This is a genomic window from uncultured Phyllobacterium sp. (assembly GCF_902479695.1).
Taxonomy (GTDB): domain Bacteria; phylum Pseudomonadota; class Alphaproteobacteria; order Rhizobiales; family Rhizobiaceae; genus Phyllobacterium; species Phyllobacterium calauticae.
Genome location: NZ_CABSQF010000052.1, coordinates 1 through 13,445 on the forward strand (window position 1 = coordinate 1; position 13,445 = coordinate 13,445).

11 protein-coding genes are annotated in these 13,445 nt (G+C 58.7%); 7 read left to right on the forward strand and 4 right to left on the reverse strand.

The annotated features are described in order from the left end of the window. Positions 1 to 208 precede the first annotated feature (208 nt). Both gnd and RDL77_RS21660 read left to right on the forward strand, forming a co-directional pair. A complete protein-coding gene (gnd, locus tag RDL77_RS21655) occupies positions 209 to 1,231 on the forward strand; it encodes a phosphogluconate dehydrogenase (NAD(+)-dependent, decarboxylating) (RefSeq protein ID WP_288194662.1) in 1,023 nt (340 codons plus the stop codon). Between the two features lie 336 nt (positions 1,232 to 1,567). After that, on the forward strand, positions 1,568 to 2,563 hold the full coding sequence (locus tag RDL77_RS21660) for an OmpA family protein (protein WP_288194663.1): 996 nt from the start codon (positions 1,568 to 1,570) through the stop codon (positions 2,561 to 2,563). 72 nt (positions 2,564 to 2,635) lie between these two features. On the opposite strand, the gene RDL77_RS21665 is transcribed toward RDL77_RS21660, so the two are convergent. Together RDL77_RS21665 and RDL77_RS21670 are read right to left on the reverse strand one after the other, a co-directional pair. After that, on the reverse strand, positions 2,636 to 3,052 hold the full coding sequence (locus RDL77_RS21665; protein ID WP_288194664.1) for a hypothetical protein: 417 nt from the start codon (positions 3,050 to 3,052) through the stop codon (positions 2,636 to 2,638). Positions 3,053 to 3,270: 218 nt separating this feature from the next. Then, positions 3,271 to 4,362, reverse strand: a complete 1,092-nt coding sequence (locus tag RDL77_RS21670) for a citrate synthase/methylcitrate synthase (RefSeq protein ID WP_288194665.1) — start codon at positions 4,360 to 4,362, stop codon at positions 3,271 to 3,273. Positions 4,363 to 4,449: 87 nt separating this feature from the next. Between RDL77_RS21670 and RDL77_RS21675 the strand changes: the two genes are divergently transcribed. From RDL77_RS21675 to RDL77_RS21685, 3 genes are all read left to right on the forward strand, one after another. Then, on the forward strand, positions 4,450 to 5,598 hold the full coding sequence (locus RDL77_RS21675) for a citrate synthase (protein WP_288194666.1): 1,149 nt from the start codon (positions 4,450 to 4,452) through the stop codon (positions 5,596 to 5,598). 137 nt (positions 5,599 to 5,735) lie between these two features. After that, the gene (locus tag RDL77_RS21680) at positions 5,736 to 6,146 is read left to right on the forward strand and encodes a YciI family protein (protein ID WP_223611504.1); all 411 of its coding nucleotides are present in this window, start codon (positions 5,736 to 5,738) and stop codon (positions 6,144 to 6,146) included. Between the two features lie 53 nt (positions 6,147 to 6,199). Next, a complete protein-coding gene (locus tag RDL77_RS21685; protein WP_288194667.1) occupies positions 6,200 to 7,459 on the forward strand; it encodes an RNA polymerase sigma factor in 1,260 nt (419 codons plus the stop codon). Here the strand turns inward: RDL77_RS21685 and RDL77_RS21690 are convergent. Beyond that, the gene (locus RDL77_RS21690; RefSeq protein ID WP_288194668.1) at positions 7,456 to 7,920 is read right to left on the reverse strand and encodes a GNAT family N-acetyltransferase; all 465 of its coding nucleotides are present in this window, start codon (positions 7,918 to 7,920) and stop codon (positions 7,456 to 7,458) included. The genes RDL77_RS21685 and RDL77_RS21690 overlap by 4 nt on opposite strands. A gap of 273 nt (positions 7,921 to 8,193) precedes the next feature. On the opposite strand from RDL77_RS21690, the gene RDL77_RS21695 reads away from it, so the two are divergent. Together RDL77_RS21695 and RDL77_RS21700 are read left to right on the forward strand one after the other, a co-directional pair. Further along, complete coding sequence (locus RDL77_RS21695; RefSeq protein WP_288194669.1) at positions 8,194 to 9,054, forward strand: hypothetical protein; 861 nt, start codon at positions 8,194 to 8,196, stop codon at positions 9,052 to 9,054. Positions 9,055 to 9,101: 47 nt separating this feature from the next. Continuing rightward, positions 9,102 to 11,936 carry a glycoside hydrolase family 2 TIM barrel-domain containing protein gene (locus RDL77_RS21700; protein ID WP_288194670.1) on the forward strand — a complete coding sequence of 945 codons (2,835 nt, stop codon included), beginning with the start codon at positions 9,102 to 9,104 and terminating at the stop codon, positions 11,934 to 11,936. Positions 11,937 to 12,024: 88 nt separating this feature from the next. On the opposite strand, the gene RDL77_RS21705 is transcribed toward RDL77_RS21700, so the two are convergent. After that, on the reverse strand, positions 12,025 to 13,419 hold the full coding sequence (locus RDL77_RS21705; protein ID WP_223611499.1) for an aminotransferase: 1,395 nt from the start codon (positions 13,417 to 13,419) through the stop codon (positions 12,025 to 12,027). Positions 13,420 to 13,445: the final 26 nt, after the last annotated feature.

A 13,445-nucleotide genomic window follows, 5' to 3' on the forward strand; every position in this document is an offset into this window, starting at 1 on the left:
CAGGAAATTATCGGCGATTTTACCGTTTTCTGACGCTTTATCAAAGATTTCGCTCTGCCAACCGATACTCGCCCATGCCCTGGCCGCTGCTATCACGCGCTTATGACGCAACGCTTGCTTGTGTCCGTGGTCCTGTCTGCCTAACTTGCTCCCGATGAGGAGCCTGCGGGCTCCCCCGACGGATTGCAAACACTCCAAGGAGAATGAAATGCAGCTTGGCATGATTGGGTTAGGGCGCATGGGCGCCAACATGGCGCAGCGCCTCATGAAGCGTGGTCACGCCCTCGTGGTTCACGACACCCGTGCCGAAAGCATGGCGGACCTGCAAAAACAGGGTGCGACCGGAACGGTCGTGCTGGAGGAGTTCGTCTCGCTTCTGGCCAAGCCGCGCGCCATCTGGCTGATGCTGCCCGCCGCCGTTGTCGACAGCGTTCTCGCCAAGCTCGTGCCGCTGCTCGAGGCGGGCGATATCCTCATCGATGGCGGCAATTCCTATTATCACGACGATATCCGCCGCGGCGGCGAGCTGAAGACAAAAGGCCTGCACTATGTCGATGTCGGCACCAGCGGCGGCGTCTTCGGACTGGAGCGCGGCTATTGCCTGATGATCGGTGGCGAAAAGGACGTGGTGGAGCATCTCTCGCCCGTATTCGCCTCGCTGGCGCCGGGAGGCAACGATCCCGCCGCGTCAGCCGTGGCTGCGCCGGGCAAGAGCACGGCGCCGCTCGGTTATCTGCATTGCGGTGCCAATGGTGCGGGCCACTTCGTCAAGATGGTCCATAACGGCATCGAATATGGTTTGATGGCGGCCTATGCGGAAGGCCTGAACATCCTGCGCAATGCGGATATCGGCCTGCGCTCGCATGAGGTGGACGCGGAAACCACGCCACTCCTGCATCCCGAGCATTATCAATATAGTTTCGACCTGCCGCAGATCGCCGAGGTGTGGCGCCGCGGCAGCGTGATCAGCTCCTGGCTGCTGGATTTGACCGCCGACGCCCTGAACGACGATCCGACCCTGTCGAATTTCCAGGGGCGTGTTTCGGATTCGGGCGAGGGGCGTTGGACGGCCATCGCCGCCATTGACGAGGCCGTACCCACGCCGGTTCTCAGCGCGGCGCTGCAGGAGCGTTTCAGCTCGCGCGGCAATGCCGACTTCGCCAACAAGGTGCTGTCGGCCATGCGCAGCGAGTTTGGCGGCCATGTGGAAAAACCCGCTTCCAAAGCCTGAGGCCCCTTGCGCAGCTCCGCTCCGGCCCCGCTGCGGGGCGGGACGGAGCTGTCTGTACATTGCGCTAGAATTTCGAACTATTGTTTTTGTATTTTGCTATTTGTTTAGACATTTTTCCTGGCGGAGGGCGGACATCCCGCATGTATTAAAACTGTGATCAAACGTCTGTAGAATCGGCAAATTTTGTTTGGCGATTGATCGTTCAATGGTGAAAACGGGATATGTTTTGTGTATTGCGAAATGACTTTTGTATTATTATAAAGCAATCCCGTAGCGCAGCTGGTCCAAGGTTTCAGGCCGGCAGTGCAACAGCGTCACATCATTTTGGAGATACTCATGACATCGAAACTCTGCAGTGGAGTCTTCGCGGCACTTATGTTCATGGCCGTTTTCATCGCATCGTCGGCCCATGCGGCAGACAAGCCGGGCTGCAAGGATTTCCCCGGTATCAAGCGCTTTGAAGGGGCATCGATCATGTTGTGCGATGCGCGCAACTTCGCGGAATATACCCTGCCGACCGCAAAGTGGGTCAAGAACGAGGATGACTCCGCCAAGTCGGATTTTGCCAGCAAGGAAGCACTGGAAGGCCGCCTGACGCAGAATGTCTATTCCGTCCCTGCCGGACCTTCCTCGGCCGAAGTGTTCCGCAACTACCTGAACGATCTGCAATCGGCGGGCTACAAGGTCCTGTTCCAGGCCAAGCAGGCCGACACCTATCAACTGGAGAACGTCTTTGGCGAAAAGGGCCCCGGCGGCCAGCTTTTCGGCTACAGCCCGGACGAGGCGCGTTATGTGGCGGCCGTCAAGGAAGAGGGCGGCGTCAAAACCTACATCGCGCTCTATGTCATCGAATTCGAGGACGGCTATGTGCCGGAATTCGATGCGGTCAAGGGCCAGGTCTATGTCCGCCTCGACTCGCTTCAGGTTGGCAACCTGACCGATCAGATGGTCGTGGTTTCCGCCTCGCAGATCAGCAAGAGCCTCGATACGGCGGGCAAGGTTCTGCTCTACGGTATTCATTTCGACTTCAACAAGGCGTCAATCAAGCCGGAGTCGCGCCCGAGCCTTGATGAAATCGCCAAGTTCCTGAAGGATCAGCCGAACGAGAAACTCGATGTGGTTGGCCATACCGACAATATTGGCGGTGCTGACTTCAACATGCAGTTGTCGAAGGCGCGGGCCGATGCGGTTGTCGCCGATCTGGTCAGTACCTACAGTGTTTCGGCGAACCGTCTCAAGGCGAAGGGAGAGGGCTTGCAGTCGCCTGTCGCATCGAATGACGACGAAGCCGGACGGGCCAAGAACCGCCGGGTGGAGCTTCATCGCCAGTAGCACCGGCGCACGCTTTGCCAGAACAGGAAAGGCGGCTCGCGGAGCCGCCTTTTTGCTGTCCATGGCTGCCGGTCAGTTTGGCCGCACGCTGGCTTGCCGGTTGCAATCACCGCCGCAGGCGTCAGGCGAAACAAACTGCATGGTGAAGACCTGGCCGCCAATGCCCTGGGCAAGTTCCGGTGACAATGTCAGCGGCGTGCAATTCTTGACGGCGGAAATGGCCGCATCGATGAATGATTTGCGCGCCGCCGCGTCATTGCCCGGAAAATCGATGGCAGCCGTTCGCGGCGGGCCGATCAGCGAGCCGTCGCGCTTGAAGCTGAAACGGAGTGTCACGGTGGATTTTTGTGAACCCTCCGGCGCAGTCCAGCAGGCATGAAGCGCTTTGCCGACATCATCCATGGTGGTCAGCGGTCCGGCCATCACGGAGGGAGTGGTGGAGAGCGTCATGGCGAGTGCCAGAGACAGGCGATTGAGAAGCTGTGTCATGATCCCAGTTGCTCCTTTTTGAATGTCCAAAGACGGTGCACTTGAGTCCATCGATAGAATACCACCAAAAGCCCATTTTAGTGAGTAAAAATACTATCTAAGGTTGAACATTACTGGGGTAATTGCAGTATTGTCTGGGATATCCGGGTTTAAACACACACATGTGATGGTGGATGGCCCTTTCGTGCCGTTTCCACCATCACATTACTGTGAAAAACCTATGCGGCCTTGATCGGGCGCGGTCCGATATACCGCGATTGCGGGCGAATCAGCCGGCCATGTTGGGTCTGCTCTCTTGCATGGGCGATCCAGCCGCCGACCCGTCCCATGGCGAAGACGCTGGTAAAGCTGTCCCTCGGAAAACCAAGCGTTTCCAGCAGCAATGCCGTATAGAATTCCACATTGGTCTTGAGCGGGCGGTCGGGTTTGCGGCGGGCGAGGATGCGCAGAGCCGCCGCTTCGACGCTCTCCGCCAGCTTGAAGCGGCCCGCACCGTGATTGCCCGTTCCAGCCAGCCGCCGCAGTGCCTGCATCAATGCATCGGCGCGTGGGTCGCGCACCCGGTAGATGCGATGGCCGAAACCCATCAGCCGCTCGCCGTCGTCCAGTGCCTTTTCCAGCCAGGTTTCGGCGTTGTCGGGTGTGCCGATGGCGTCGAGCATGTCGAGAACCGGCCCCGGTGCACCGCCATGCAGCGGCCCTTTGAGCGCACCGAATGCAGCCAGAACGGAGGACACCAGTCCCGCATGGGTGGATGCCACCACCCGAGCCGCGAATGTCGAGGCGTTCATGCCGTGGTCACTGACCGTCACGAGATAGGTATCGAGTGCGGCGGCTTCCTGCGGTGTGACGGTTCGGCCGTGCAGCATGTGCAATATATCCGCGGCGTGGCTGAGCGCGGTGTCGGGCGCGACAGGTGTCTGGCCGTTCTTCAGCCGGATGACCGCCGGTGTGAACACGGCGGGAGCCGCGATCAGGCGCAGGGCGGTGGCAAGGTCATCGCCATCAGTAAATTGGGCGGTCAGTGCGCGCACCGCATCGGTGACCGGCAGTGCGAGCAAGGGCGCGGCAGCATCGGGTATCGTGCGGAAAACCTCCTGACGGGCCAGGCCGATGCGCGTGCGCAGTCCGTCCGCGTCGAGCTTTTCGTCAAAGGCATCCGACAGCAGCAGCGTCAGCAGTTCCTCAGAGGGGACAACGCCGGCCAATTCATCCAGCGACCGGCCGCGAATGATCAATATGCCCCCAAGCCCGTCAACATCCGACAGCGTGGTTTCCGTGGCGACAACATCATCAAGACCGTTTTTCATGGCAAACTCCAGTTTTTGTTTCCGCCACAGGATGAGGTGCGCTATGATTGACGTCAATCTTGACGTAAATGATCAATGTGAGGTTCCATGGCGTGGTTGACGGCATCGCAGGCTCTGGCGGCCCTTGGCGTCCAGCCGCAGACCCTTTACGCCAATGTCAGCCGGGGGCGGATTCAGGCCAAGCCCGATCCGCAGGACCCGCGCCGCAGCCTTTACAAGAGCGAGGATGTGAAACGCCTCGCCGGACGCAAGGTCGGGCGGCGCACGGTGGCCAATGTCGCCGCCGAGGCGATCGGTTGGGGCGATCCGGTCCTGCCGTCGAGCATCTCGACCATTGCCGACGGGCGCTTGTGGTATCGCGGCAGGGATGCGTCCGTATTGGCCGCCACGTCGACACTCGAACAGGTTGCAGCGCTGTTGTGGGAAGCGGGGGAAATCACCGCATCGCCTTCCGCCCATGATATGCCCAGGCCCGACCGCCCGCTGGAGGCAGCCATGATTGTCCTTGCCCGGCGTGCCGCAACGGACCTGCCGGCCCATGGCCGTTCGCGTGCCGTGCTGGTTGCCGAGGCATCCGGTGTCTTTGCGGACGTCGTTGCGGCGATGCTTGGCACCGGCAGCGCCGCCAATCACGCCGTTCACGTCCGACTGGCCCATGCCTGGAATGCGCCGGAGGCGGAAGACTGCATCCGCCGGGCGCTGGTTCTGCTGGCCGATCACGAACTCAATGCCCCGCCCTTGGCGGCCCGCGTCGCCGCTTCGACCGGAGCGCCGCTGTCGGCCGGCATGCTCGCCGGCCTTGCCGCGCTGACCGGGCCGCTGCATGGCGAGGCCTATCTCAGCGTGCAGGCGCTGGTCCGGACCGCACAAGCCACTGGCGCAGGCTTTGCGATACGCGAACTGCTGGCCCAGGGCAGGGCCATCCCGGCCTTCGGGCACCCGCTTTATCCCCATGGTGACCGGCGCGCCGCGGCGCTGCTGGCACAGTTCGAACCGGGCACCATCTATCGGGAGATTCGCGAAACGGCAGAGATGCTGACCGGCGAGCAGCCCAATATTGATTTTGCGCTCGCCGCCATGACCGATGGCTTTGCTTTGCCTCCGGCGGCACCCGTCATTCTCTTCGCCATTGCCCGCTCCGTCGGCTGGATTGCGCATATTCTGGAACAACAGTCGATGAACCAGCTGATCCGCCCGCGTGCCCGTTACACCGGCCCACCCCTGTCCCTGTCCTGAACCCGGCAATCGCCCATGAAAAAATTCAGGCGATATGTCGATACCGGTAAATCCCGCGCGTCGTGTCATCGGAGCGAGGGTTTACCAACGGCCGGACCATCCGGCCGCCCGGCATCCGAACCGAAGGAGAAACGACAATGCGATTCATGATTCTGGTGAAGGCAACGAAAGATTCGGAAGCCGGCGTCATGCCGCCGGAGGAACTCTTCAGCGCCATGGCCGATTATCACGAACAGCTGGCGAAAGCCGGGGCGCTGCTGGACGCCAATGGCCTGCAACCGACCGCAAAGGGCTGGAAAATCCGGTATTCCGGCGGCAAGCGGACCGTGATCGACGGGCCGTTCGCCGAAGCCAAGGAACTGGTGGCAGGCTATACCATCATTCAGGTGAAGACGCGTGAGGAGGCGATTGAATGGGCCAACCGGTTTCCCAACCCGCATCCGGATGGCGGCGAGATCGAAATCCGGCAGATGTTCGAACTCGAAGATTTCGGCGAATTCGAAGCCATCGACCGCTTTCGCGACATGGGCGCCGGCCAGAACAAGTAAGCCGCGCGTCGCGATCTTGCGCGACGGCCTCGAAGGTGATGTGATCGGCCCTTATGACGACCGCCGCCGAAACCCATCGTGCCATCGAAACCGTGTGGAAAATCGAGCAGGCCCGGATTATTGCCGGGCTTGCGCGCATTGTCAGGGATGTCGGGCTCGCCGAAGAACTGGCGCAGGAGGCGCTGATCGCCGCACTGCGCCACTGGCCGTCGGAGGGCATCCCGCGCAATCCCGCCGCATGGCTGATGGTCACCGGCAAACGCCGGGCCATCGATCATTTCCGCCGTACCAAGATGCTGAAGCGCAAGCACGGGCAGTTGGGCTATGACGCGGAAATCGAACAGGCCGCCATGCCGGATTTCGATACGGCACTGGACGACGACATCGGCGACGACATGCTCAGCCTCATCTTCACCGCCTGCCACCCCGTGCTATCGGCCGAGGCGCGCACGGCGCTGACGCTGCGCATGATCGGCGGGCTGACGACGGAAGAGATCGCCCGCGCCTTCCTGACACCTGAAGCCACCGTTGCCCAGCGCATCGTCCGGGCCAAGCGCACGCTGTCGGAGGCGAATATTCCCTTCGAGGTGCCGCGCGGCAAGGACCGCACCGAGCGTCTCGCCTCGGTGCTTGCCGTGCTCTATCTGATTTTCAACGAGGGCTATTCGGCCACCACGGGAGATGATTGGATCAGGCCGCAACTGGCACAGGAAGCCATGCGGCTCGGGCGTATCCTTGCTGATCTGATGCCGGATGAACCGGAGGTGCACGGGTTGATCGCCCTGATGGAAATTCAGGCCTCGCGCTTTGCCGCGCGGGTCGGGCCGTCGGGCGAACCGGTCCTGCTGTTCGACCAGAACCGCGCACACTGGGACCATCTGCTGATCCGGCGCGGGTTGGCGGCACTGGAGCGGGCCGAAAGGCTGGGCACCGTCTACGGCCCCTATGGCCTGCAGGCGGCCATCGCCGCCTGCCATGCACGGGCGCGAACCGCCGAGGAAACCGACTGGGTCCGGATCGCCGCGCTCTATGAGCGGCTGGCAAAGCTCATGCCATCGCCTGTCGTCGAGCTCAATCGGGCGGTAGCGCTCTCCATGGCTTTCGGTCCGCAAGCCGGGCTCGACCTCATTGACCTGCTGACGGGCGAGCCGTCCCTGCAGGCTTATCATCTCCTGCCAAGCATTCGCGGCGACCTCCTGCTGAAACTCAATCGGCCGGATGAAGCGCGGGCTGAGTTCGAGCGGGCCGCAAATCTCACGCGCAATGCCCGCGAGCGCACAATCCTCTTGGAGCGCGCGGCTTCCTGTGCCTAGCAGTGTAGTGAGAGCTTCATGCCCTCATGGCTGGCGACAAATCCCAGCGCTTCGTAGAAACGCGCCGCGTCGGGCCGCGTCTTGTCGGTGGTAAGCTGCACCAGCCCGCACCGGCGTTCGCGGCAGGCGTCGATGGCCCATTCAAACATGCGGCGGCCAAGCCCGCCGCGCCGGTGCGCTTCGGCAATCCGCACGCTTTCGATCTGCCCGCGCCACATGCCGGTGCGTGATAATCCGGGGATGAAGGTGATCTGGGCACAGCCGACAACCAGTCCTCCGTCTGCCGCCACGACCAGAAGCTGGTTCGGGTCGCTGTCGATGGCGGCAAAGGCCGAGCGATAACGCGGATCGACCGGATCGGAGATCACCTCGCGCCGACTGCCGAGCGGATCATCGGCCAGAAGCGCGACAATGGCGGGGAGATCGGCGCTTGTGGCCTTGCGGATGAGGGGTTCGGTCAACACTGGTCTCCTACCTGAAAACGACTGCACGAACCACGCACCACGTATTGGCAATCAGCTTTAATACATCTCACTTCACAGTATCAAACCCGATTCCCGTCAAATGTTCCAACACCTCCCACAAGTCGTGGAGGCCAAAGCCATCCTAACGTCTTTGACTAAAAGCGAATTGACACCCATTGGCTTAAGGAAATAATCCGGCTCCGTATTCAATCGTTTCAAATCGCTTTGGGAGGAGCACGGTTTGAAAGCGCGGTTGTTGCAATCGCGCACGTGTCAGACGCGGCATCTATTTTTCAACTCTTAATTTCAAGCACAAATTTAAAAGCAAAATTCATTTGGGAGGAACCAATGATTTTCAGACGCGTCCTCATCGCCGGACTTGTCGGCAGCGCTATGCTGGCGGGTTGCAATAATGCGGATGACAAGGCTCCGGCAACGCCTGATGCGCAAGGCACCTTTGCGGAAGACATCAGTCCGCTGAACGGCGGCGTGGACCAGGCAACGATCAAGGGCCTTAAAGACGCTTTGGACACCCTGCAGGCGAACATCGTCATTCTGCAAGGGGACGCCGTGACCTCGAAAGAGACACTGGCTGCACTCAAGTCCACCATCGAACTTTTGCAAAGCCGGGCCGGCCAGACAGAAGCCTCTGTTGCCGCGTTGACGGAGCTCGGCCCCCGCATCGACAAGCTGGATGCCGGCCTCAAGTCGCTGACGGATAATTTCAAAACTCTGGATGGGCGAACGGCGGCCATACAGGCTGATATGGATACGCTTAAACCATTGCTTGCGCAGATTACGGCACTGAAAGACGACTACGGCAAGGCGATCAAGCTGAAGCTGGAAGCGGCGGCTCTCGCCCCGCTGCTTAGCGACATCGATCTGCTGAAGACCGGCAAGGCTGATGCAGGGAAGCTTGCGGATTTGCAAGTAAAGCTCGATGGCTTGAAGGATGCGGTCGACAAAGCAAAGCTTGGAGCATCTTCAGCCGAAGACTTCAGCAAACGCATCGCCGTGCTGGAAGAGGCAATCAGGAAACTGAAGGGCCAGAACAATGCCGGGCTGATTTGTGTCAGCAGCGTTGCGCCCAATGGCGAGATGCCACCGAGTGCCCTCATTACCTTCGATTAATTGCTTGATTTTTAAATTCTCAAAATAACTTAAAGGGGAGGCTTCTCATGAGTTTTGCAAGCCGCAGATCATTTCTATTACAAAGTGCTGCAATTGTTGGAACCGGACTATTTTACAGCGCCGAAAAGCACTTGAATTTTATTGGTTCGGCGTCTGCTGTCGGACCTACAACGTCTTTGACCGATCTCGAGGCGCTTCCGCATTGCGCCAGTGGAACCATCCGCGAGATCGCAGGCGGCTGGACTTTTACCAGTGTTAAGGAAGCTCCTCAGTTTACCGGCGAAGTCCTGTCCTCAGCCGGTGCATTTAAAATGGATAAGGCCACTGTTCCGGGCACTGTTTTGACCAGCATGATCAATAATGGTGTTTATCCAGACCCGCTCTATCGTCAGATCGTCACCAAACTGATCCCGGATGATCTGCATAAAACGGACTATTGGTACCGTACAGAAATCGACGTACCGGCTTTGCAGGATGGACAGCGGTTCTGGCTGCGCTTCAGCGGCATAAACTATCTGGCAACCATATGGTTGAATGGCCAGGAGGTCGGCCGCATTGAAGGTGCCTTCAAGCGTGGAAACTTCGATGTCACGGACATTGTCAAGAATGTACAGGGGCAGAAAACATTTCTGGCTGTGAGAATTCATCAGCTCGACTATGTGGAACGTCCGCTGCTACCCAGTTATTCCAGCGGTCGCACGCGTGGAGGAACCAATGGCGGTCCATCCGGCCAAACGCTGAACAATGGGCCGACATTTTTTTGCACAGCCGGATGGGACTGGTTACCCACCATACCCGACCGGTGCCTGGGGATCTGGCAACCGGTCTACAGCTTCGTTACCGACACGACCAGAATTGTGAATACCCAGGTCAATGCAACCCTCGCGGATGATCTCGCCAGCGCCAGCCTGGAAATCAATATCACCTTGAGCAATAAATCGGGGGTAGCGCAAAACGGTGTTCTCACAGGTACAATATCGGGCATCGCGTTCAGCCATGCGGTTTCACTGCCCGCCGGGAGCGAGCCCAAGACTTTTAAACTAACCAAAAACAACGTGCCGGAACTTGCGTTAAGCAATCCCAAACTGTGGTGGCCGAACGGCTATGGCGACCCTTACCTTTATGAACTATCCCTTACGCTTCATATTGGCGAGACTATATCCGACCGGCGCAGTTTGAAGTTTGGCGTGCGCAAAATCACCTATTCGCGCAAGCGAGGCTCCGGTACTGATCTGGGGATCGCCATCAACAATGTGCCCATTTTGATCATGGGTGGCAATTGGGGATTAGACGAAGCGTTGAAGCGCATCCCCCGCGAGCGGCTTTTCAATCAGGTCAGATTGCATAAGGAGGCCAACCTCAACCTGATCAGAAACTGGAACGGGCAAAGTACCAGCAAGGATTTTTATGATGCCTGCGATGAATATGGTATTCTCGTCTGGCAGGATTTCTTCTTCTCAGGGGAAGGAGGCACTCCGAAAAATACCGACAGATATCTCGACAATGTTCGCGATGTCATCACCAATTTCCGCAACCATCCTTCGATTCTGCTTTGGTGCGGCGGCAATGAAAAAAAGCCGTCACCTCAAACAATCGTCGATGGTTTGGACAAGTTGGTCACCGAGCTCGATCCTCAACGCGAATGCCTGACAAGTTCCAAAGAAGACACGAGCGAACCTTATGCAAAGCCTCCATTGGGTGGATATGCGTCTGGCGGGCCTTACCATTGGGTGGCGCCTGGAACCCACTTCAACAAAGTCAGCTCCCTCCCATTCCACAATGAAATTGGTTCTCATTCGATTCCCACGCTGGAATTTGTTCAGTCGATGCTGCCCGAAGCGTCCTGGGAATGCCCTGATGACTATTGGGCGGACAGAGATTCCAATGGGAACGGTGGTGGTGGACCGATTACTGACGCCACTGCAAATCGCTATGGCAAGATCAGCAATCTTGCCGATTTTGTCCGCAAATCCCAGTTGATGAATTATGAATGCATCAAGGCGATTTACGAGTCCCACGCCGGCAATTTTGGCCCGATAACAGCAACAGCACCTGCGACATCAACGGGCGTCATCATGTGGATGACCAACCCGGCGCAACCAAGTTTTGTCTGGCAGATGTATAGCCATGATCTTGAACAGCACTCATCCTTCTTTGCGGTTCAACACGGGTGCAGGCGTGTTCATGCCTTGATGAATGCGAACACTCGAAAAATCTTTGTTGTCAATCATACGGCAAATCCGCTGCGCGGGAGCGTTGAGATCGCCATCCACAATCTCGATGGTACACAAGTCAGCCGGACTGTCGAGAATGTCCCTGAGATCAGACCGGCATCTTCAGCCAGTATTGTCGATATCAGCTCGAAGATTTCGGCCTCCACATCCGACATTTGCTTTATTTCGCTTCGGCTCATCGTAAATGGAAACTTCCAGTCCGAGAATTTCTATTGGTGCAAGAAAAGCGGAGACGATGATGACTACAAGGTGCTGGACACAATGAAGCCTGCATCGCTCGGTATTTCGGCGAAAGTTGTGGAGACGGGGAAGACGGCAACAAAACTCAATGTGAAGGTAGAAAATATCAGCGATGCAATTGCCTTGATGGTTCACTTGCAGATATTTGACAAAGGCACCGGAGCGCGAATATTGCCGGCATTTTATAGTAATAATTACCTTAATATATTGCCGAATAAGTCAACGGAAATTACTGTTGAAGTCCCTCATAAGGACGGCAAAGCTGTAGAAAATCTCGCGATCAGGATGGACGGCTGGAAAATCGACAGGGCGGGCTCAAAGCTGAGCACTGTGGATGTGCCCATCAGCTTCAATGAAAACGCCTTGAATCTGCAACCGAAAGGCGCAGCCTTTGCGTCTTGCAAGTAGAGAAGGGACCAACGCAGACCGCAGCAGACGTAACTTGTCAGACGCGGGTGAGGGTGCAATCATAGGGCTGCACCCTCTTATCGTTACCCTAAGCCGCGCGCAGGCCACCGGTCGAAACATGCGCCTCCGTATCGGCCAATGCCAGCTCGAAGCGGTTGAAGAGCTCGTTCAGCTCGGCTTCCGTGATGATCATCGGCGGGCAGAAGGCGATGGAATCGCCGATGGCCCGCAGCACCGCGCCGTGGCCTTCGAGGAAGCGGGCGAGCTGTGCACCGACGCCGTGCGCCGGATCGAAAGAGCGTTTGGTTGCCTTGTCGGCCACCAGTTCCACCGCACCCATCAGGCCGGAATTGCGCACTTCGCCGACCAGCGGATGATCGATGACCTTCTTCAGGCGTGCTTCGAAGGTCGGCGTCAGGCCGCGCACATAGTCAACGATGTTGCGGCGCTGGTAGATCTCGATGGCCTTGACCCCGAGCGCGCAGCCCAAGGGATGGCCGCCATAGGTGAAACCGTGGCCGAACGTGCCGATCTGGGCGCTGTGATCCACATAGGCCTGGTAGATGTCTTCGGGAACCAGCACGGCGCCCAGCGGTGCATAGGCCGACGTCAGCTGCTTGGCCGCCGAGATGGTGGTCGGCGTCATGCCGACGGCCTGGCTGCCCCACCAGTGGCCGGTGCGGCCAAAACCGTTGATGACCTCGTCGGCAATGATCAGGATGTCGTGCTCGCGCAGGATCGGCTCGATGGCGGCGAAATAGCCCGATGGCGGCACCAGCACGCCGCCTGCACCCATCACCGGCTCGGCGATGAAGGCGGCGATGGTGTCGGGGCCTTCGCGTTCAATCATGTCGCGCAGCGAATCGGCAAGACGCGCCACGAATTCCGCCTCGCTCTCGCCCGCCTGGCCGAAACGGTAGTAATGCGGGCAGTCGGTGTGCAGGATGCCTTCCACCGGCAGATCCCAGCCTTTGTGGTTATAGGGCAGGCCGGTCAGCGACGCGGCCATGATGGTCACGCCATGATAGGCCTTGACGCGCGAGATGATCTTTTTCTTCTTCGGGCGGCCCAGCGCGTTGTTGTAATACCAGGCGAGCTTGACCTGCGTGTCATTGGCTTCGGAACCCGACGAGGTATAGAAAACCTTGGAGATCGGAACGGGCGCGATTTCCTTGAGCTTTTCGGCAAGCTCGATCGCGGGTTCCATGCCCTTGCCGCCGAAGAGGTGGTAATAGGGCAGGGTGCGCAGCTGCTCGGTCGCAGCATCGATCATTTCCTCGTCGCCGAAGCCGAGACCGGCGCACCACAGGCCCGCCATGCCCTCGATATATTCCTTGCCTTGCGTGTCATAGATATAGACCCCCTTGGCATGGCCCATCACCAGCGGTCCTTGATCCTGCAATTTATGGAGGGGGGTATAGGGATGCAGGATCGAATCGATATCGCGCTGCTGGACATTTGTAAGGGGGCGGCTGCTCGCCATTTCATGACTCCATTTTGATGGGATGG